16 protein-coding genes and 1 tRNA gene are annotated in these 21351 nt (G+C 43.0%); 10 read left to right on the plus strand and 7 right to left on the minus strand.

Annotated features, from left to right (window positions below; genetic code table 11):
* The first annotated feature begins 27 nt into the window (after positions 1–27).
* The 4 genes from RB604_RS10120 (at position 28) to RB604_RS10135 (ending at position 6358) form a co-directional block, all read left to right on the plus strand.
* A complete protein-coding gene (locus RB604_RS10120; RefSeq protein ID WP_007478438.1) occupies positions 28–2304 on the plus strand; it encodes a glycoside hydrolase family 97 protein in 2277 nt (758 codons plus the stop codon).
* A gap of 17 nt (positions 2305–2321) precedes the next feature.
* Positions 2322–4232 (plus strand): FG-GAP-like repeat-containing protein, encoded by a 1911-nt coding sequence (locus RB604_RS10125; protein WP_007478437.1) that lies wholly within the window; start codon positions 2322–2324, stop codon positions 4230–4232.
* 354 nt (positions 4233–4586) lie between these two features.
* Positions 4587–5156: an RNA polymerase sigma factor gene (locus tag RB604_RS10130; protein ID WP_007478436.1), complete on the plus strand. Its 570-nt coding sequence runs from the start codon at positions 4587–4589 to the stop codon at positions 5154–5156.
* Positions 5153–6358 (plus strand): energy transducer TonB, encoded by a 1206-nt coding sequence (locus RB604_RS10135; protein WP_055295623.1) that lies wholly within the window; start codon positions 5153–5155, stop codon positions 6356–6358. Before RB604_RS10130 ends, RB604_RS10135 begins: the two co-directional genes overlap by 4 nt.
* A gap of 86 nt (positions 6359–6444) precedes the next feature.
* Here the strand turns inward: RB604_RS10135 and RB604_RS10140 are convergent.
* The 3 genes from RB604_RS10140 to RB604_RS10150 all read right to left on the minus strand — a co-directional run bounded on the left by RB604_RS10140 (position 6445) and on the right by RB604_RS10150 (position 7539).
* Positions 6445–6517 (minus strand) — tRNA-Trp (locus RB604_RS10140).
* Between the two features lie 65 nt (positions 6518–6582).
* On the minus strand, positions 6583–6936 hold the full coding sequence (locus RB604_RS10145; protein ID WP_007478390.1) for an arsenate reductase family protein: 354 nt from the start codon (positions 6934–6936) through the stop codon (positions 6583–6585).
* A 21-nt stretch (positions 6937–6957) separates the two neighbouring features.
* Positions 6958–7539 (minus strand): uracil-DNA glycosylase family protein, encoded by a 582-nt coding sequence (locus tag RB604_RS10150; protein ID WP_007478389.1) that lies wholly within the window; start codon positions 7537–7539, stop codon positions 6958–6960.
* A 136-nt stretch (positions 7540–7675) separates the two neighbouring features.
* Here RB604_RS10150 and RB604_RS10155 point away from each other — a divergent pair, with 136 nt between their 5' ends.
* Both RB604_RS10155 and RB604_RS10160 read left to right on the plus strand, forming a co-directional pair.
* A complete protein-coding gene (locus tag RB604_RS10155; protein ID WP_055295645.1) occupies positions 7676–10780 on the plus strand; it encodes a SusC/RagA family TonB-linked outer membrane protein in 3105 nt (1034 codons plus the stop codon).
* Between the two features lie 16 nt (positions 10781–10796).
* Positions 10797–12383 (plus strand): SusD/RagB family nutrient-binding outer membrane lipoprotein, encoded by a 1587-nt coding sequence (locus tag RB604_RS10160; RefSeq protein ID WP_055295620.1) that lies wholly within the window; start codon positions 10797–10799, stop codon positions 12381–12383.
* Between the two features lie 185 nt (positions 12384–12568).
* Here RB604_RS10160 and RB604_RS10165 read toward each other — a convergent pair whose 3' ends face one another.
* The 3 genes from RB604_RS10165 to RB604_RS10175 all read right to left on the minus strand — a co-directional run bounded on the left by RB604_RS10165 (position 12569) and on the right by RB604_RS10175 (position 16378).
* Positions 12569–14665, minus strand: coding sequence for a KamA family radical SAM protein (locus RB604_RS10165; RefSeq protein WP_055295618.1), 2097 nt, complete (start codon positions 14663–14665; stop codon positions 12569–12571).
* Between the two features lie 143 nt (positions 14666–14808).
* On the minus strand, positions 14809–15444 hold the full coding sequence (locus RB604_RS10170; protein WP_005924660.1) for a DUF8491 family protein: 636 nt from the start codon (positions 15442–15444) through the stop codon (positions 14809–14811).
* A gap of 292 nt (positions 15445–15736) precedes the next feature.
* A complete protein-coding gene (locus tag RB604_RS10175) occupies positions 15737–16378 on the minus strand; it encodes an AlbA family DNA-binding domain-containing protein (RefSeq protein ID WP_021936239.1) in 642 nt (213 codons plus the stop codon).
* A 148-nt stretch (positions 16379–16526) separates the two neighbouring features.
* Between RB604_RS10175 and RB604_RS10180 the strand changes: the two genes are divergently transcribed.
* Complete coding sequence (locus RB604_RS10180; RefSeq protein ID WP_002562150.1) at positions 16527–16703, plus strand: BF3379 family histone-like protein; 177 nt, start codon at positions 16527–16529, stop codon at positions 16701–16703.
* Between the two features lie 73 nt (positions 16704–16776).
* Here RB604_RS10180 and msrB read toward each other — a convergent pair whose 3' ends face one another.
* Positions 16777–17862, minus strand: a complete 1086-nt coding sequence (gene msrB, locus RB604_RS10185; RefSeq protein WP_055295615.1) for a peptide-methionine (R)-S-oxide reductase MsrB — start codon at positions 17860–17862, stop codon at positions 16777–16779.
* Between the two features lie 398 nt (positions 17863–18260).
* On the opposite strand from msrB, the gene RB604_RS10190 reads away from it, so the two are divergent.
* The 3 genes from RB604_RS10190 to RB604_RS10200 all read left to right on the plus strand — a co-directional run bounded on the left by RB604_RS10190 (position 18261) and on the right by RB604_RS10200 (position 21295).
* Entirely contained in the window at positions 18261–19160 is a 900-nt protein-coding gene (locus RB604_RS10190) for a helix-turn-helix transcriptional regulator (RefSeq protein WP_055295613.1), read from the plus strand.
* Positions 19157–20419: a putative DNA modification/repair radical SAM protein gene (locus RB604_RS10195; protein ID WP_005924643.1), complete on the plus strand. Its 1263-nt coding sequence runs from the start codon at positions 19157–19159 to the stop codon at positions 20417–20419. The genes RB604_RS10190 and RB604_RS10195 overlap by 4 nt, the downstream gene beginning before the upstream one ends.
* A gap of 102 nt (positions 20420–20521) precedes the next feature.
* Complete coding sequence (locus RB604_RS10200) at positions 20522–21295, plus strand: TIGR03915 family putative DNA repair protein (protein ID WP_005924640.1); 774 nt, start codon at positions 20522–20524, stop codon at positions 21293–21295.
* The last annotated feature ends 56 nt before the right edge of the window (positions 21296–21351 follow it).

Below are 21351 nucleotides of genomic sequence, written 5' to 3' on the forward strand. Positions count from 1 at the left end.
AATAATCAATTTAATGTATAAGATGATATGAATAGAAAACTAATTTTATCTTCATTATTTATCTTCTTTTGTCTATGGAATATACAGGCTGAAGAATATGAAACGATGTCACCTAATGGAATGTTGAAAATAAAGTTGCGGATAGACAAAGGAACTACTTATGAAATTTGGCATGGTAACGAACAACTGATTGCATCTTCCCCTATCGGACTCAACCTTTCCAATGGTATGATTATAGGAGGGGGAACGGTGAAAAATGTTACAAGGAACGTTGTCGATCAGACAATTGAAGTTATAGCAGGAAAGAATAAAACACTGAGAGAGGCCTATAACGAGCTTTTGATCTCTTTCACGGAAGATTATGATCTTCTGGTGAGGGCCTACGATGAAGGCATAGCTTATCGGTTTATCACACGGTTGGGCGGAGAAATTATCATAAATAGCGAAGATGCCGTATTTAATTTCACTTTCACTCCGACAGTTTATTTTCCGGAATGTGATACTAATTATTCTGGGGAAAAAGATCAAGAAGGAAAGGTACATCAGATTCATCAAGGATACCGGAACTTCGAAAGACTCTATAAAATTTATAATGCTCCCACAGAGATAACCAATAACCGTTTCTCTGTTTCTCCGGTATTGTTTTCTCATCCTGACACTTCTTATAAAATAGTAGTGACAGAATCCGATACATATGATTATCCGGGGTTATATATGGAACAAAACGGTCCGAATTCTATGCGTGGAAAATGGGCCCAATATCCTAAAGAGGTAATGGATGAAGATCCTTCGAACCCTAATTATTGGTATTCGAACCATTTGGTTATTTCAAGAGAAAATTATATTGCAAAAACAGAAGGAAACCGTACTTTCCCTTGGAGGGTTATTATTGTTTCTGATGATGATAAATCTTTACTGAATAATGAATTGGTGTATATGTTGGCGGAACCGTGCCGTCTTACCGATACTTCGTGGATTCAACCTGGTAAGAGTGCTTGGGAATGGTGGCATAAAGCTGTTTTAGAGGGAGTGGATTTCCCATCGGGAAATAATAATCTGTCGTTCCAGTTATATAAGTATTATGTTGATTGGGCATCTCAACATGGAATTGAATATATGACACTTGATGCGGGTTGGTCCGAGAGCTACATACGTACTTTGTGTCTTTATGCTAAACAGAAGAATGTGAAAATTATCGTTTGGACATGGGCGAGTTGTGTTAGAGAAAATCCGGAAGACTGGATTAAGAAGATGAAAGATTATGGTGTGTCTGGGGCAAAGATTGACTTTTTCGAACGTAATGATCAGATTGCTATGCGTTGGGGACGGGATTTTGCACAACGCTTGGCAAATCACCAAATGGTGGCATTGTTTCATGGTTGTCCGGTTCCTGCCGGAATAAATCGTACTTTTCCTAATATATTGAATTTTGAGGCTGTTCGTGGTGCAGAATGTAATTTCTGGGAAAAAACTTTGACACCGGAATATCATACACAATTTCCTTTTATACGTTCGTTGGTCGGTCCTGAAGATTATACTCCAGGTTCTATGAGAAATGTAACTCAAGAAGAATTCCAGCCGATTGATAAGGATGATACTCCACCGATGAGTATGGGAACCAGAGCACACGAACTGTCGATGTATGTGATTTATGATCAGTGGATAGGTTATTTGTGTGATTCTCCGACCGAATACAATAAATATCCGGATATACTAAGTTTTCTGTCGACTGTACCTGTGGTGTGGGACAAAACAGTTCCATTGGATGCTAAATTAGGAGATTATATTTTGGTGGCGAAACAGAAAGGAAAAGATTGGTATGTAGGTGGCATGACTGACTGGACTGCGAGAACGCTGGAAGTCGATTTCGGCTTCTTGGAAGCTGGCGTTTCTTATCTGGCTGATATTTTTAAAGATACTTCTGCATCGGGAGAGCAACCTAAACAATATGTATGCGAAAGAATGGAAATCACAAAAGATACTAAACTCTCCATTCCGATGGCTAAAGGAGGAGGATTTGCCATCCGGCTGCTTCATGCTTCCGGTTCGGGAATTACAGAAGTGAAACAAGAAAATCCTCTTATTGTTTATGTTGAGAAAGAGACGGATACGCTCCATATCAAGACGGAAAAGAGGATAGAGGATGTAAGGATAAATGATATCACCGGGCAAACATTATTTGCCCGGAAATATAATGACGATGTTTATTCCGAACGAATAAACTTATCAGACTTTAATAAAGGAATATATGTAGTTTCCGTGAAAACGGCGCCTGCATTGGCTTCAACGACTTTTATCTATTAATGAAAATCGGATATATTATGAAAAATATAGAAATCTTTAAGTATACATTTGTATTAGCCGGATTTGTTTGTACTTCTGCTTTTGCTCAGGTGAAAAATGTCTCTTTCTCTGAGATATTGAATCCGGTTGTAGTAGATGACGGAACAGAAAATATTCCTCTAATTTATGAAGCTGCTGCTGCATGGGGGGATTATGACAATGATGGCTTTTTGGATTTGATCGTGTCTGGTGTGACTTCACAGGGAGAAAAGACACTGCTTTATAAAAATAAAAATGGCCGGCAATTTGAGAAAGTGGAACATAATTTTCCGGATCTGAGAACATCCAATGCCACTTGGTTTGACTATAATAATGATGGAAATCTGGATTTATTTTTGGCGGGGAAGAAAAGTAATGGAGAACTGTACTCGGGTCTGTGGAAAAATAAAGGAGGAGATGCCGGCTTTGAAGAGGTATTTACCGGCTTGTTTCCTTTAATCAATAATGGTGATGGGAATCGCTCTACCCGATATGTAGTAGCTGCGGACTATGATGGGGATGGTTGGACCGATCTGTATATTCAAGGGCGTACAAATGGAGGAGATAAAAATACAGGAATAGCATATTTGTACAGAAATGTGAATGGACAGAACTTCGAACGTATCGATAAACCGGTGAAAAACAAACTGGGTAGTGAAGCTAAGCCGTTTATACAATTATCGGGCGGTGGTGCAGCTTGGGGTGATTATGACGGTGATGGTTTTTTGGATCTTATTGTTTCGGGTGAGGGAATAGATGCTGATAAATACGATGCCGATTATGGTTATCATGGCAGTTATAACGGGGCGGTTTATAAAAATAATGGAGACGGAACTTTTGCCGAGCCTATTGAATTTGCGGGTATAGAAGAAGGAAATCCGGCCTGGCTTGATTATAATAATGATGGAAAGCTTGATTTTGTTGTTCCCGGAGTCAGATGGGATGAGAATGTGAGCTGGAACTGGCGTGGCGATTTATATCTTAATTCAGCAGGAGGATTCACTAAGTACGATGCTGCTACGACGGGATTACCCAATAACAGGCAGGAGCTTTCCATTGATGCCGGTGATGTTAACAATGACGGCTTTAGTGATATTCTTTATATGAATGCGACGGGTGAGAATGATGTTGTTTATTTGAATAATGGAGGTATGCTTGGTGCTCCTATGTTCATAGCTTCTCCACTTGTGTATGCCGGTGCGGCAGCACAGAGAGGAGGGACTGCCAATCTTGTGGATTTTGATAATGATGGCAATTTGGATGCGTGTTTGGTAGGTTATGGTGATGCAGGAGGATCGCATACCCGTTTGATGAAGAATGTTTTGGGAGAAGGAGTCGCGTCTAATAAAGCTCCCGGTGCACCTAAGAATTTGAAAGTGACTCCGGGTGCCAATGGTATTGCCATGTTTTCATGGGATGCTCCGGAAGATGATCAGACTTCGGCCAATGCTTTGAAATATAATTTGTATATCAAGCAAGGAGACGTTATCCGAATGACGGTTCCTGCCGATATTGCGACCGGACGTTTGAAAGTATCTGAAGTTTCCGGATTGATCAGTAAGAGGGTGTTATATAAAGTGACAGGATTGACCAGTGATTATACATGGGGAGTGCAGGCAGTCGATAATGCAAAAGTGGGTGGTCCGTTTGCCATGTTTGACTCAGGAACCGGTATTGATAAAGAGCCGGCGGTAGCTCCTGTAAAAATAATAAGCGAAGAAAATGCGATACGTATTGTCGGCAAGTGTGATTTGAAGGGTGTGGTTAATGTTTATTCAATGGACGGAGGAAATGTATATTCGGAGTCGGTTTTATTGAATGATATGGTTATTGAATTGTCGAAAGGAATCTATTTGGTAAAAATAATGTTGACGGATGAGATGATAACGAAAAAGGTAATTGTTTGGTAAAAGGATAACAAACTGGTAAATAGAAGGCCTTTGGTAGTATACCCCCGAAAAGCTGTATGTTCTCAGCTTGACGGGGGTATTTTCTTGTAATGTCGGAGAGTTGCTTCGTTTTTATGTGATTGCAAAAAGATATATTCTTGTCATGTAAGAATGTATATTCTTGTTGGGTAAAAGTATATATTCATGCTACATAAAAGTATATATTCTGATAATGACTGATTATTAGTGTGTTATGTGTGTGAATGCTTTCTTGTTAGACCGATTGGTTATACTTGGATACTTTGGGTATATTTTTAATTTTCCGATATGGCTTGATGTTTACTTGTTTTTTTTAACTTTGCCTAAAAAGAATTTTTGTTTTTCAAGAAAAACATATCAAAGTTGACTGATGAAGAACTGTTACAGCAGTATACCGATTCGGGTAAAACAGAATATTTCGGTGAATTATACAACCGCTATATTCCGTTGCTGTACGGACTTTGTCTTAAATATCTGAGTGATGAGGCTCGTGCACAGGACGCAGTCATGCAACTTTTTGAAGAACTGCTTTCCAAAGTATCCAATTATCAGATAAAAGTTTTCAAAACGTGGTTGTACCGGGTAGCTAAAAATCATTGTCTGCAGATATTAAGGAAAGACAATAAGGAAATTCCGCTTGATTATATGATTAATATTATGGAATCCGATGAGTTTTTGCATCTGTTATCTGAGGAGGATCATTCGGAAGAACAATTGAATGCCTTGAAGCATTGTCTTGAAAAACTGCCTGAACCTCAACGTATCAGCATTACGCAATTTTTTATGGAAGAGATGTCATATGCCGATATTGCGGAGCAGGCAGGTTTAACACTGAACCATGTGAAAAGTTATATTCAGAACGGGAAAAGAAATTTAAAGATTTGCATAAAGAATCAGATCCAATGAAGCTATTAGACTACATACGAGGAACTCGAAAGGGGAAAGAGGTTCATCGCTTGCAGAAAGAGGCGATGCGTGATCCTTTTCTTGCCGATGCTATGGATGGTTATGACAGCGTAGGGGAGAACCAGGAGTATCAGATAGAGATTTTACGTCGCCGGATCAGGGGAAAAGCAAAGGGAAAACGGAATCATGCTGTTGTGTGGAGTGTAGCGGCGAGCTTATTGATAGGTGTTTGTTTGAGCAGCTATTTCATATATCAGAAAAATAGGCTACCGGAAGATGTTTTTATGACATTGGAAGCCTTGCAACGGGATACCGTGTTGCAGGTTGTGTCTCAAACACCTCAGTTACCTTTAGCTAAATCGGCACATCCGGAAGAAAAGGGAAAATTGGCTGGAACTGTCCGGGGAGATTCGGTGAAGGTGTTTGCCAGTCGGGAACGGCAACTATCAAAGGCAGCTCCTGCGAAGATGCGGGAAGAAATTGCCGATGAAGTAGGGATGAGTGTAATGGCTGATGTTGTTGAAGTGGATTCGGTAGCTGCCAAACCGGTTAGTACCGCTCTGTCTGACGTTACCAATAATGGCATTGCAAAGCAACTGAGCGGAATGGTAAGCGGGATAAAAGTAAACGGAGTGAAAGGGCGTGTCATTGATAAGGTTGGAGAGCCTATTGTGGGAGCCACCGTCACTGTAAGAGGTACTAATAATGGAACTGTATCGGATGTGAATGGTAATTTTACTTTGCCGATGAATGACGGAAAAGAGATTACGGTCAATTATATAGGCTATGAACCGGTTATTCTTCCAGCCGATACAAGTAAGGAGATGCTGATTGCCATGAATGAAGACAGTAGAGAATTGGATGAAGTGGTAGTAGTAGGGTACGGGACTCAGCGGAAAGCGAATCTGACTGGGGCGGCAGTAACCGTAGAACAATTGACGATGCCTCGTCCGGTAATCGGGGAAAGGGCTTATCGGAGATATTTGAAAAAGAATCTGAACCGCCCGACAGATAAAGAATGTGAGCGGGTAAAGGGGAAAGTGATACTGACTTTTTATGTGAATGACGAGGGGCGTCCTATCGATATAAAGGTACAGGGAAGTTTATGTCCTTTCGTTGATAAAGAAGCGATACGTCTTGTACAGGAAGGTCCGCAATGGACTGTCGGAGGGGGAGAAGTGACTTTGGAGATTCAATTTTAGGAGAATGAATGGGCTGTTTTAGCTATTGTCCGACCTTTAAACGAAAAATAGCTGCAAGTTATTAACTCACAGCTATTGAAATCTTGCACGGGAGGAGAGGCTCGAACTCCCGACACCCGGTTTTGGAGACCGGTGCTCTACCAACTGAGCTACTCCCGTGTTTGCGGGTGCAAAGGTAGAATAAACTTTTGAATCTGCAAGCGCTTCTACAAAGAAGTTTTCAACTATTTTAGCTTTTCCCACTCGGCAGGTTTGAAACCTACCAGTACAAAATTATTGGTGACTACCAACGGACGTTTCACCAATTTACCGTTGGTGGCCAATAAGGCGATTTGCTCTTCTTCGCTCATGGTAGGTAGCTTGTCTTTGAGATTCAGCTCTTTATATACCAATCCACTGGTATTGAAAAACTTTCTTACCGGCAATCCGCTAAGGGGAATCCAGGCTTTTAATTCTTCTATTGTGGGATTATCTTCCACAATGAGCCGGTTGGTATACTCAATGTTGTTCTCTGTCAGCCATTTTTTTGCCTTTTGGCAAGTACTGCATGCGGGGTATTGCAAAAAGATCGGTTTCATAGGTTTCCTATATATAATTGATTAAAGCATTTGTAAATCCTGATACATGATGCGATAGGCGGCAGCTTTTTTGTCCAGTGCCAAAGGGTAGGCACGTGAGGAAGATGGCATACGGTATAAACGCATCGGGCGGTTTTCGAATAAAAATTCGGAGAAATCACCTACTTTCGGTTCTTCTATACTGAATTGGGTACGGAGGGTGTCCGTGGCTTTCTGGCCGGTAGTGACGATCGCTTTGCATTCCGGAAGTTGCAGGAGCAGTGCGCGGATATCGGTAGGTTGCACAACTTCCAAGAATTTGTCGGAAGCATTATCTTGCAGGCGGCGTATGGCAGAAGCCGTATCAAAAAGTGCAATCCCTTTCTCATTAAGAAAGTCGATGATGCGCTCTCTGCAAAAGGCTTTTTTCGATTCATTCAAGAAATAATCCTTGTTGTTAAAGAATAGGATTCCGGTGATTCTCCACATATCGTTATTTAGATTTGGGTAATAAAAATCCATAGACCACCGCTTTTTTTGCGGTGGAAAACTTCCAAGCATTAATAACCGGGCTTTTACCGGAAGAAAAGGTTGCAAGGGATGATTCTCTATTTCTATTTCCATTTTCATCGTTTTATTTGCAACAAAAATAGTGATAATACGCGTTTTGGCGAATTCTTTCATCAAAATGATATTGGGATAACCTCTTTTTAGATTTTATTATGTATATTTGTCTATATACAAATTGATATTAATGAACATGTTAATTAGTGCGAGAATACTTATCTGTTTTTTTTTGACATTCCTCTTTTCTGTTTGTACAACAGTCGGTTATGCCGTTAATGTAGAACATGATGGCCATCATGATCAGTTTTCTTCAAAAAAAAAGATAAGCGGGACGGTATACGACTCCAAAGGTGATGTTTTGGTTGGTGCTACTATTAAGGTAAAAGGAGAATCGGAAGGAACAGTGACCAATGTGAACGGTGAATTTCTTTTGCTCGTAAATCCGGATGCTACTTTGGTGGTCTCTTTTTTAGGATATGAAAGCGTAGAGGTTCCCGTATCTGGAAAAACGGATTTCAAGATCGTATTGCAAGAAGATGCGGTGATGCTTGATGACGTGATTGTGACTGCATTGGGCATTGAAAAGAAGGCTTCATCTTTGTCTTATTCGGCCATGCAGTTGAAGAGTGATGAGCTGAACCGGGTAAAGGAGACGAATATGATTACCGCTTTGGCCGGAAAGGCGGCGGGTATGCAGGTAAGTAAAAACTCTTCCGGTCCGGGGGCTTCGGCTAAGGTCAGTATTCGTGGCATCCGTTCGGTGGTCAGTGATAATCAGCCACTGTATGTGATAGACGGAGTGCCGATGCTGAATTCTACTTCCGAACAGGCCTATTCGGCTATTGGCGGGACTGCTGATGCGGGCAATCGTGACGGGGGGGATGGCATTTCCAACTTGAATCCGGAAGATGTGGAGAGCATTACTGTATTGAAAGGTGCACCGGCAGCAGCTTTGTATGGAAGTCAAGCGGCCAATGGCGTGATTCTGATAACTACCAAAAAGGGGAGTACGGGCGCACATAAAATCTCTTTTTCTACCAGTCTGACTATTGATAAGGCTTTCAGTCTTCCCGAAATGCAGAATCGCTATGGCGTTAGTGATGGTGTGGATAGTTGGGGAGCACAGGAAGCATTGCCTGAACAAGATCATCTGAATGATTTCTTTCGTACCGGTTTTACCTCTATTACTTCCCTTTCTGTGAGTCATGGGAATGAGAAACTGCAAAATTATTTTTCTTATGCCAATACTACCGGGCGGGGTATTGTAGATAAAAACCGGTTATCGAAGCATAATTTGAATTTGCGGGAGACTTCCGTACTGTTCAACGGCCGTTTGAAACTCGATGGAAATGTAAATATCATGCGGCAGGTAGTGGAAAACAAACCGGTTCCGGGAGGATTTTATATGAATCCGCTTGTGGGATTATATCGTTTTCCGCGTGGTGAAGACCTTTCTTATTATCGCGATAATTTTGAGGTGTACGATGAAGACCGTAAGTTGAATGTGCAGAACTGGCATGCGCCTTCTGACGATTTCGAGCAGAATCCTTACTGGATTGTAAACCGGATTCAGAGCAAGGATACCCGTGCACGGGTGATCGCCTCTTTATCGGCGCGGGTGAAAGTAACCGATTGGCTGGACATTCAGGCACGCGGTAATATGGATTATATAGGTGATAAGTTACGGCAGAAGTTTTATGCGTCTACCGCTCCGGCTTTGGCAGGTGTGAACGGGCGGTATCTTGAGATGGATTATCAGGAAGTATTGCTTTATGGCGATGTGATGGCCACTGTAAAGAAACAATGGAATGATTTTTCGTTGGATGCCGCTATCGGTGGCAGCATCAATGATAAGGTGGTGAATTCCACCCGTTATGATTCAAAAACGGCCTCATTGAAATACCCCAATGTCTTTACTTTGGCCAATATTCTGATGAACAGTGCCGCTGTGCTTGATCAGAGGATCGATGCACACAGACAACTGCAATCTGTATTTGCCACGGCACAATTGGGATATAAGGAAAGCGTCTTTATCGACGTGACGGCCCGTAATGACTGGGCTTCGACGCTTGCTTTTACGAAACATGAGAAGAGCGGCTTTTTTTATCCTTCGGTCGGTGCTTCTTTTATTTTCAACAAATGGATGGCTTTACCCGAATGGATCTCTTTTGGAAAATTGCGTGGGGCATACAGTAAGGTGGGGAATGATATTCCTTTGTTTATCACTAATTCTGTTTCGCATGTAGTGGCCGGTGGAGGAATACAGGCAAATGATGCCGCTCCTTTTGAGGAGATGAGACCGGAAATGACTTATTCTGTAGAAGTGGGGACGGAATGGCGTTTTCTGCAAAGCCGTTTAGGCATCAATGCCACTTATTATCGCACGAATACCCGTAACCAGTTCTTCAAGTTGCCGGCTCTTTCCGGTGATCGGTTTGCATACCGCTATGTCAATGCCGGCAATATACAGAACGAAGGATGGGAGTTGACATTGGATGCTGCTCCGGTGATGAACAGGGATTTTATGTGGAAAACTACATTGAACTTTTCGTCCAATAAGAATAAAATTATCGAATTGCATGAGAAATTGAAAGAGTTTGTGTACGGGCCTACCAGCTTTTCCTCGAGTTATGCCATGAAGTTGGTGGAAGGTGGTTCCATCGGTGATATTTACGGGAAGGCATTCGTGCGTGATGCAGAGGGAAATATCGTTTATGAAACCGACGGAGACAACAAAGGCCTGCCGCGGGTGGAGGGTGACGGGAATACGGTAAAAGTGGGAAATGCCAATCCGGTTTTCTCTATGGGGTGGAGCCATACTCTTTCTTATAAAGGAATCAGTCTTTACTGTCTGATCGATTGGCGGTATGGCGGAGATATTCTTTCGCAGACACAGGCGGATATGGATATGTATGGGGTATCCAAAGCCACGGCCGATGCCCGGGATGCCGGATATGTCCTTTTGGAAGGCCGTCGTATAGAGGATGTGAAGAGGTTTTATAAGAATGTAGTCGGCGGACGTGCCGGTGTGACGGAATATTATATGTATGATGCCACGAATATTCGTTTGCGGGAGCTTTCGTTGAGTTATCGCTTGCCGGCAAACTGGATACAACAGATGAAGATCTTTCATGAAATACAGCTCTCTTTTGTGGGGCGCAATCTTTTCTTTTTCTATAAGAAAGCGCCTTTTGATCCGGATCTGGTACTCTCTACCGGAAATGACAATCAAGGGATCGATGTTTATGGAATGCCCACTACGCGTAGCTTGGGATTCAGTATTAAGTGTGACTTTTAAAACGGAGGGTGGATAGATGAAAAAGGACATGGTATTTTTATTTATAGTGCTGGGCGGTTTCTTTGTTTCCTGTACTTCCGGTTTTAGAGAGTTCAATACCGATTTGGCCGGCATTACGGATGAAGACCTGAAAGTGGATAATAACGATCATGGCATCCGTTTGGGAATTATCCAGCAGGGCATTTATTTTAATTATGATTACGGTAAAGGGAAAAACTGGCCTTTCCAACTGATACAAAATCTGAACGCGGATATGTTTAGCGGATATATGCACGATGCCAAACCACTGAATGGGGGTAGCCATAACTCGGATTATAATCTGCAAGATGGTTGGAACAGTGCGATGTGGGGACATACGTATGCTTATGTTTTCCCTCAGATCTACCAGTCGGAACAATTTACCCGTACCGGGCAACCGGCTTTTTTCGGTATAACGAAAATATTGAAGGTGGCGGTCATGCACCGTGTGACCGATTATTACGGCCCGATTGTGTACACCAATTTTGCCGATCCTAAAGGGGAATATCTGCCGGATAGCCAGGAGAAAGTATACAATGAGTTTTTTCTTGAACTGGATACGGCAGTAACGGCATTGGCCGATTATATAGAGCGGAAACCGGACGCTTCCGAATTTGCGCGTTTCGACATTTTGCTGGATGGCGAATATTCCTCCTGGATTAAGTTTGCCAATTCTCTGCGAATGCGGCTTGCCATGCGTTTGGCGGTGATATCTCCTGATAAGGCGCGCATGGAATTTGTGAAGGCATTCGAAAATTCGTACGGTGTTTTTGAAACCCCTGATGAGCAGGCTGCTGTCTCCACTCAGGGCGGTTATAGCAATCCGCTTGGCGAGTTGAACCTTATATGGAAAGAAACGTATATGAGTGCTTCGATGGAATCTATCATGAATGGTTACGATGATCCCCGGAGGAAATCCTATTTTACACACTGTTCGGCTGATGAGTTGAAACAAGAATACAGAGGGATTCGTCAAGGTACTTGCTTTGCTCACAACCGTTACAATGTCTTGTCGAAGCTTACTGTCACTCAGGCTACGGATGCCGTTCTGATGACTGCGGCAGAAGTCTGGTTTCTCCGTGCGGAAGCTGCTTTACGTGGTTGGACTTCGGAAGAGGAGAGTGATTGTTATGAGAACGGGGTAACTGTCTCTTTTCAGCAACACAATGTTACCCAAGTGGATGAATATCTCAACAGCGATAAAGTAGCCTCTGACTTTATAGATGTCTATGATCCCGAGAATAATATAGAAGCCCGTTGTCTGGTATCCCCACGCTGGATAGAGGAGGCCGATGACGAGGTGAAACTGGAGAAGATCATAACTCAGAAGTGGCTGGCTATCTTTCCCGAGGGTTGTGAAGCATGGGCCGAACAGCGTCGTACGGGCTATCCGCGTCTTTTCCCGGTGCGGTTTAATAATAGCAAGAACGGTTGTATCGATACGGAGACTATGATTCGTCGCTTGAATTTTCCCGGTTCGTTGATCACAGAAAACGAAAGCCAATACCGTGCATTGGTCGATGCTTTGGGAGGAGAAGATAATGCCGGAACAAGACTTTGGTGGGATACCGGTCGTAATTGGTGAAAAGTGGTTGAAAACGGGCGGATAGAGTGAGGGAACACCCCGGTTTTTGTGCACCGTGCAAAGCTTTCCTCAGAACGGTACTTAAGAGCGCTAAGCACGGTGTATACAGGCGGTATGGACGGTGCTTAGCGGAGGTAAGTACCCTGCTTACGATCACCGGTATGCATAAGCAGTATTATCGTATATTATCCAATCTCCAGATTGCTCATCTTGTCCGTGATTCGGAAGTCGAATTCCGGATATTCGTATAAGCTGAACCGTGGTTCCGTTTTGCCTTCCGTATACGTCCAGATAGTGGCATAATCTTCCGGATCTTCTCCCATTTTTCCTAATTGCCGGAGATAAGCGGCGAGCGATTTATTTTCTACGATATAGATCTGTCCCATTTTATCGATAATGGGGCTGTGGCGGCGTGTTCCGTCATGATCGAAGCGAAGGATACGCTTACCGTCTTCTGTGATACCTATCAGGTTGAATGTCATGCTTTTGCCAATGGCAGGCAGATTGAGTACGCTTCGGTCGGTAGCGAGGAATGGCAGGTGGTGCTTTCTCATAAAACGGCGGATACGGGTAGCCGTGTCTTCTCCATTTTCGAGCAGGGTATATAACTCGGCAGCCTGCTCGGAGGTGAGTTGTCCGTATATCTTTTCTTCATGTTGTTCCTGCAGAGAACGGCTGTTGGGAGTGAACACCGCATAGTTTTCATTGAAACCTTTTACTGAGAAAGTGTAGTAGCACACCACTCCCAATGAATTGAGCACTTGGCGCAACCGGGTCGTATGCCCCCGTCGGGAAGCTGCTACGGTATAGACCAATTGGTTTGTAATCAGCCAGCCGGCAGAAAGTATCTTGCTGATGGCATCCCGTGCTTCGGGGGTAACTTCCAGTGGTGTCTGGAAATGGGTTTGGATGATGAACTGCTTCACTCCGATGGCAGACGCTTTTTCTTTAAACTCCCGGAGAATCTCTACTAATTCGTCATTGATGCGCATGGGCAGATAGGCTGGCAGGCGGGAGCCGAGACGTACCCGTTGCAATTCGGCATATTTTTCTCCTTCCGGTCGTTCGAGGTTGGCTTTTCGCTTGCGGGCGGCCATTCGGTAGACGGCTTCCAGTATCGTTCGCAATGTTTTGTTTTGGCTCATCAGGGCATCCCCTCCGGTAATCAGTATGTCACGCAATTGGGTGTCTTCCTCAAAGTACCCCATCAGGCGGCGTAATTTTTTGTCCCAACTCTCTTTGGGACGCAACGCTTCGAATTCGAAGTTGAGACGTTCGCTTTGAAAGTCGTACATACGTTGGCAGGAGGCACAAAGTCCGCCGCAGGCACGTCCCATCGTGTCTGGTATCAAAATAGCCACTTCCGGGTAACGGCGGTGGATGTTGTGCCCGTCCGGCAATAGCCAGCCGGCAGCATTCGGCTTTCCGGGTTCTACGATATCTTCCCGTTCCCAGGCGCGAATGTTGCCATATGTCTCTACCAAGCGGGGAGAATAGAGGATATAGCTGCGGATGGCATCGTCATTATATCCGTCACCGGTGATGTCGAGCAGTGAAAGGTAGTAGGGGGTAGCGAAGAAAGGCATACCCTTTTTGCGTGCGCGCGACAGCAAATACATCGTTTCGCTGGAAAGAGAATTCCCCAAAAAGCGATTCAGTTCAGTGGGGCTTTTTACTGCCATCGACAGGTGAAAACGAAAATCATTCCACCATTGGCTGACGAGCTGATATTTTTCGTCATAACTGAGTCCTTCGTCAAACCGGAAACGGGTGGAACCGGATTTTCTGTTTTCAATCTTCTGGATCAGTATGTGCAGTATCCGTTCCTTGTTTTGGGCACGGATCTCCATCACTTCCTCGTTCAGTCCCGTAGGCCAGCGTTCGGTACGGCTCTTTATCCGTTGCGGAGAGGGGAGGGGGATTTCCGTCATTTCAAGTCTTTTGAACAGGTAGAACAGGTCGATGAATAAATCTGTGGCCATGTCGGTGTTTTCCAGATTTCCGGTAAGGAATCGGTGGAGTAATGAAAAGGTTTGCACCGACATGTCTTGTTCTGTTGAAAGTTCGTGGATACTTCTTCCGTCGTAATTGATAAGGAGTCGAATTTGCTTACCCGTATTGCTTTCTGCTTGTGGATGGAGAGACAGGAATTTATCGAGGTTGTTTTTGAAGTCCGTTTCGTTAGTGGTTTCATTAGCCAGTTGGTAAAGTTCCGGTAGCTCTTGTTGGTATAGTTGTTTAAGTTGAGAAAGGGTGAGAGTTAGCATTTTCTTTTGTTTCATAAGCTATTATTTTTTACAATTGTTAAATTGGCATGTTATTTGCTTATAAATATAATAAAAAAAGCGGAGGAATTTCTCCTCCGCTTTTATGTCACCACGTTATTTTACAGTTATTTTTTATTTTCTAACACTCTGGGTTACATTTATGCTTTTGTATCTTCATTTTTATGCTTAGGCTCTTTCTTGGCCAGCAAAACGATGTTATAAACGTATTCTGTCATCCATTCTTCGGAATAGCCGAGCCTTTCTTTATATTGACGTACGGCCATTGCGGTTTTGTGTACATCGTCTGCTTTCCATACGGTTTTTGTACATACATCGTGCACAGTCTTTGCTGTCATTCCGCGCAGTGTCTTTTTGAATATCGACGGCATACGGAATTTCCATTGCATGAGGTTACCCATCAGCATCATCAAATCGTTGGAAAATCCCTGATACATAAACAGGTATGCCTGTATATCGTTCTGTGTACGGCAGTTTTTCTTAATGGAAGCATCTATCTCTTTGAAGAATGACTCATTGATACCATAATCTTCCATCAACATTTTGCGGGCAGCGCTTTTTTCGCCCAATCCCAGTTTGCCGCCCTGGGTAGGTATCTTAAACAGACGTTTGAATTGCGCTACATCCGGCAGGAAGCGGATATTGGTGATACCGAGATTTACGGCAATTACCGATTGGAAATATACGCGTGTCAGTGACACGAAATCTTCTACATTACCTACCGCCTTTCCGTTGGCATCGGCTTTTTTCTTGAATAAGTCAGCAAATATGCCCATATATGTATGAATTACAATTTTAAGATTATAAATTATGAATTTCGTATTCCGGTTGCAAAAGTACTAAATAAGTTGATTTACACCAACTATTCGTATTCTGCAATTTATGTTATATTCATTTCTGATAAAAAAGAGGCCTCTCCCCAGCCCTCTCCGGAGGAGAGGGGGCAGATAGATACTCTTATTTAGACTAACTCAGCCAATCAATAGTATACTTGGTACACAGCTTACTGTAAAATTGTCACAAGACTAACTCAGCCCCCTCTCCGGAGGAGAGGGTTGGGGAGAGGCTTCATTTCAGCCTGAAATAGAACTTATGATTTTCGAATACCGGCTCCACGATATCGAACCGGATAAACTTGGCCAGCAAATGTTCGGCAGCTCGACGTGAAATTTTAGCTTGGCGGCAATACCGGTTCAATGAAAGCGAACAATTCTTTTCAAGCAAGTCGAGAAGTAATTGCTCCCGTTCGGTATATTGTATCAATTCTCCTGCCGGGCTGCCACTCTGTTGCCACACGCGGAGGTGTATGGGAGTCGCCAGGATGTTCTCATCCTTAATACGGATATAAGCCAGTGGTTTCCCGGTTTCATCTTTGGCATACACCGGCTTTTTATCACTTTTATCTATTTGAACGATTAATACATTGCGTCCTTCAACATGAAATGTTTGCATGGTATAATGCACCTCCGGCAGGCAATAGAGTTGGGCGGCCGCTTCTATCATGTATTTCTCTTCTTCCGAGCGTACACCGGCTATTTTTCCATTGTCTTTTACGCCGATGAGCAAACGGCCCCCATCGGTATTGGAAAAGGCCGACAAGGTGCGGGCTATCTTGCGGGCATCCGAAATTTCAAATTTAAAATCCTGTTGCTGATGTTCGCCTTCAGCTATTAAAGTATGTATGTATTCGGTATCTGTAAGTGGTTTCATGATTGCAAAGGTAAAGAAAAAAGCATAAACCGCCTTTTTTAGCGTTATTTTAGCAGATTAATTCAAAAAAAAGATTGTTTTTATGCGTTTATTTCGGGAAAGAATGTATTTTTGCCAATCATTATTAACGAAGAAAATAAAAAGGATCATGAAAGAATTAGTAGAAAAAATCGCAGCTCTTGTAGCTGACTTTAACAAAGATGCAAATGCACAAATCGAGAACGGTAACAAAGCAGCAGGAACCCGTGCTCGTAAAGCTTCATTGGAAATTGAAAAAGCAATGAAAGAATTCCGTAAAGTATCTTTGGAAGAGTCTAAAAAATAATTAGCTGTATACGAAGAAATGCAAAAGCCGGTCCATGTGAGGACTGGCTTTTTCTTTTTTAATAAGGCTTGCTTTAAGGCAATAGCTTCAAATACTCACCGTATCCCTCTTCTTGCATTTTTTCTTTGGGGATGAAGCGGAGAGAAGCACTGTTGATGCAGTAACGTAATCCGCCTTTGTCCGCAGGACCGTCCATGAATACATGTCCTAAATGAGCGTCTCCCGTTTTACTGCGGACTTCCACACGTCTCATACCGTGAGAAGTGTCTATGTTTTCTTCGATCAGCGATTTCTCTATCGGTTTGGTGAAGCTGGGCCAGCCGCATCCCGAGTCGAATTTATCGGTAGAAGCGAACAAAGGTTCTCCGGTTGTGATGTCTACATAAATGCCCGGGCGTTTTTCGTTCCAGTATTCATTACGGAAAGCCGGTTCGGTGGCGTTCTTTTGCGTTACGGCATATTGCTCGCTGGTAAGGGTAGAACGTAGTGTGGCTTCATCCTGTTTTTTGTAAATGGGGTTAGCTGTTGTTTTAGGGCTGTTTGCTTTTTTGGCCAGATCGAACAGGGATGGGTCGATGTGACAATATCCTCCCGGATGTTTATCCAGATAATCCTGATGGTAATCTTCCGCTTTATAGAAATTGGCGAGGGGTTTGATTTCTACGGCGAGAGGTTTGGAATACTTCTCGGCCAAGGTCTTTACCGCTGATTGTATGACCGGAAGATCCGCCGGGTCTGTATAGTAAATACCGGTCCTGTATTGTGATCCGTGGTCATTTCCCTGACGGTTGACGCTGGTCGGGTCTATGGTTTTGAAATAGAGGTCTATCAACAGGGGAAGTCTTACCTTACGGGGATCGTAGGTAACTTTCACCGTTTCGGCAAAATTGGTATTTCCACTGCATACTTGTTCATAAGTAGGATTTGCGATATTTCCGTTGGCATAACCCACTAAGGTGCTCTCAACACCTCCGATCTGTTTCAGAAAATGCTCTGTCCCCCAAAAGCATCCCCCGGCGAAGTATATTTCACTTTGATCTTTCATTTTTTGGTTCTCCTGTTTTTTAAGATTATTACTCTGCACATTTTGTGCATTCATCACTTGCAAATAGCTCGTTAAGAGCAATATGAATATAACGGTTATTTTTATCTCTTTCATATGATATATAACAAATATAACTGTTCTTTTTGACAATGCCGACGGAATTTTTTTATTTATTTCACGCTGCCAGACTGAGAAACGGTTTGGATTTTTATAGGATTTCTCTTTTTGTTTGTTTCGGGCTTCTTCAACCTTCTTTTTTGCCCGTTTGCAACTTTGTCTTTAGTCATATAGACCGGCTCCTAAAAGGAAGACAGACCGAGAATAAACTCAAAATAAACTGATAAAAACTTTTAAGAGGAAAATTTAAACAGGCTTTTAGTTCTGAATAAAAATCAAAACAGTTTCTGAAGGGAATTCATTAAAAAACGTTTGGTTACTGCTTTATTCTTTTTATTATGCTTATTTTTGGCACAAACTATGTGCTACTTTGCAGCATAATAAAGAAAAGATGTATGGCAAAGCAACAATTCAACAGACTCATCTGGTTGGTAGATACTATCTATCGTAGTGGGCGTATCACATTCAGTGAGATCAATCGCCGTTGGCGGACGGGAGACGCTATGCGTACCGATATTCCCTTGCGCACTTTTCATAATCACCGGCAGGCTATCGAAGAGATGTTCGACATTAATATAGAATGTGACAAGCGTACGAATACCTATTATATAGCCGATGCGGAGGGAATGTTGGGAAATAAGCTGAAAATGTGGCTGCTCAACAGTTTCTCATTGAACAGTATCCTGCAGGAAAATATGGATATGAAGAACCGGATCGTGTTTGAAGAGGCTCCTTTGGGGTTACAGCATATGGATGTGGTGATAGATGCCATGCGAACCGGACATGTGCTTCGTCTGGAATATCAGGCATATACGTGGGAACATTCTAAAGAGGTCGTTTTGGAACCTTATTTTCTCAAACTGTTCCGTCATCGCTGGTATCTGATAGGGATCAACCGGTCTTATGATGCTTTCCGCTCTTATTCATTAGATCGTATCAAAAGTTTGTCTGTCGGGGAAGAGAATTTCCGCTTTCCCCGTAAATTTACGCCGCAAGATTATTTCCGCGATTGTTTCGGTATTATTCAGGATGAAACATTGCCGCCGCAGCGTACCGTGTTAAGGGTTGCTGCCGGGCAGGTGCCTTATCTGCGTAATCTTCCTTTACATTCCAGCCAGAAAGAGATAACAACGACGGAGGAATATACCGATTTTGAACTTTATATCTCACATACTTATGATTTTATTCAAGAACTGTTCTCGAAGGGAGCAACGATTGAAGTATTGGAACCTCAAAGTTTGCGTGATGTGATGAGAAGTGAGATAAAAAAAATGCAAAAACTATATGGATTATGAATGCGAACGTACTTGAGAAACTTAAAATACTGGCTGAATCTGCCAAATACGATGTATCTTGTGCTTCCAGTGGTACAGTTCGTGCCAACAAGCCGGGGACGTTGGGTAACACCGTAGGCGGATGGGGTATTTGCCATAGTTTTGCGGAAGACGGGCGGTGTATTTCGCTTCTGAAGATCATGCTTACCAATTATTGCATTTATGATTGCGCCTATTGTATCAACCGGCGTAGTAATGACTTGCCGCGTGCCACTCTTTCCGTATCCGAATTGGTGGATCTGACGATTGAGTTTTATCGTCGGAATTACATCGAGGGATTGTTTCTGAGTTCGGGAGTCGTTCGGAATCCCGATTATACGATGGAGCGTCTGGTAAGGGTTGCCAAGGACTTGCGTGAAGTCCATCGGTTCAACGGGTATATCCATTTGAAGAGTATCCCCGGGGCCAGTCGTGAACTGGTGAATGAGGCCGGGCGATATGCCGACCGTCTGAGTGTAAATGTCGAAATACCCAAAGAAGAAAATCTAAAACTGTTAGCTCCCGAAAAAGATCATAAGAGTGTGTTTGCTCCTATGCTGTATATCCAGCAGGGGGTATTGGAAAGTAGTGAAGAGAGGAAGAAATTCCGCCATGCACCTCGGTTTGCACCGGCAGGACAGAGTACGCAAATGATTGTAGGTGCCACGGCCGAAACGGATAAGGATATTCTTTTTCTTTCTTCTGCCCTGTACCAGCGCCCCACGATGAAGCGTGTTTATTATTCCGGATATGTTTCTGTCAATACCTATGACACCCGTTTGCCGGCTTTGAAGCAACCGCCTCTGGTTCGCGAGAACCGTCTTTATCAGGCAGATTGGTTGATGCGTTTTTATCAGTTTAAAGTAGATGAGATTGTAGATGATGCATATCCCGATCTCGATCTGGAGATAGATCCTAAATTGTCGTGGGCATTGCGGCATCCCGAAAAGTTTCCGATCGACATCAACCGGGCGGATTATGAGTTGATTCTTCGTGTGCCGGGCATCGGTGTAAAGTCGGCAAAGTTAATCATTGCTTCCCGCCGATATTCCAAGCTCGGGTATTATCAACTCAAAAAAATAGGAGTAGTAATGAAGAAAGCACAGTATTTCATCACGTGCAGCGAGCTCCCGATGAAAACTGTCAACGAAATGACTCCACAGGCTGTACGCAGCTTGCTACTTCCGAAGCCTAAAAAGAAAATAGATGAAAACCAACTAATATTAAATTTTAAAGAATGAAGATATTTACGATTAGACGATTGACGATTTACGATTGAGGTCATATAGAGATTCATAAGTAATTTCAATCGTCTAATTGTAAATCGTCTAATCGTCAATCCCATGGTCCTATTTGTTTATGATAAAACCTTTGAAGGCTTGCTGACGGCTGTTTTTGATGCTTACTTTCGCAAATCTTTTCCCGATATGCTATTATCGGAGGGGGAGGCTTTACCTTTATTTTACGATGAATTCTTTACGGTAACCACTGATGAAGAAAAGGCCGGACGGGTATGGCGCGGATTACAGAAGAAACTTTCGGCCTCCGCTCTTTCAGCCATTACTTGGTGTTGGCTTTCCGAGCTTCCGGAAGTCGGTATGTTACTGTTTCGTTATATTCGTAAGGCCATCGATGCTCCCCGTTCCATTGAAACGAATTTCGGTGATCCGGATGTATTGGAACTCTCTAAAATATGGAAACGCGTGGATTGGGAACGGTTGCGGATGTTTCAGTTTGTCCGTTTTCAGAAAGCGGCGGATGGTACTTTCTTTGCAGCCTTTGAACCGCAGCATAACGCATTACCTTTGACTATCGAACATTTTAAAGACCGCTTTGCCGATCAGAAATGGTTGATTTATGATATGAAACGCCGTTATGGTTTTTATTATGACTTGAAAACCGTAGAAGAAGTTACTTTTGATGATGACAGCAACGCCTCGCATCTGATAACCGGAATGCTTGATGAAAGTTTGATGGATAAAGATGAAAAATTGTTTCAACAGCTTTGGAAGACCTATTTTAAATCCATTACAATCAAGGAAAGGCTCAATCCGAGAAAACATAAGCAAGACATGCCTGTGAGGTACTGGAAATACCTTACCGAAAAGCAGAAGTGAGGTTATTCAATTCTTTCTACCATTTAGGGATATTTTATAGTTCGGGCATCTTTTTA

This window comes from Bacteroides salyersiae, from assembly GCF_031172035.1.
Classification (GTDB): domain Bacteria; phylum Bacteroidota; class Bacteroidia; order Bacteroidales; family Bacteroidaceae; genus Bacteroides; species Bacteroides salyersiae.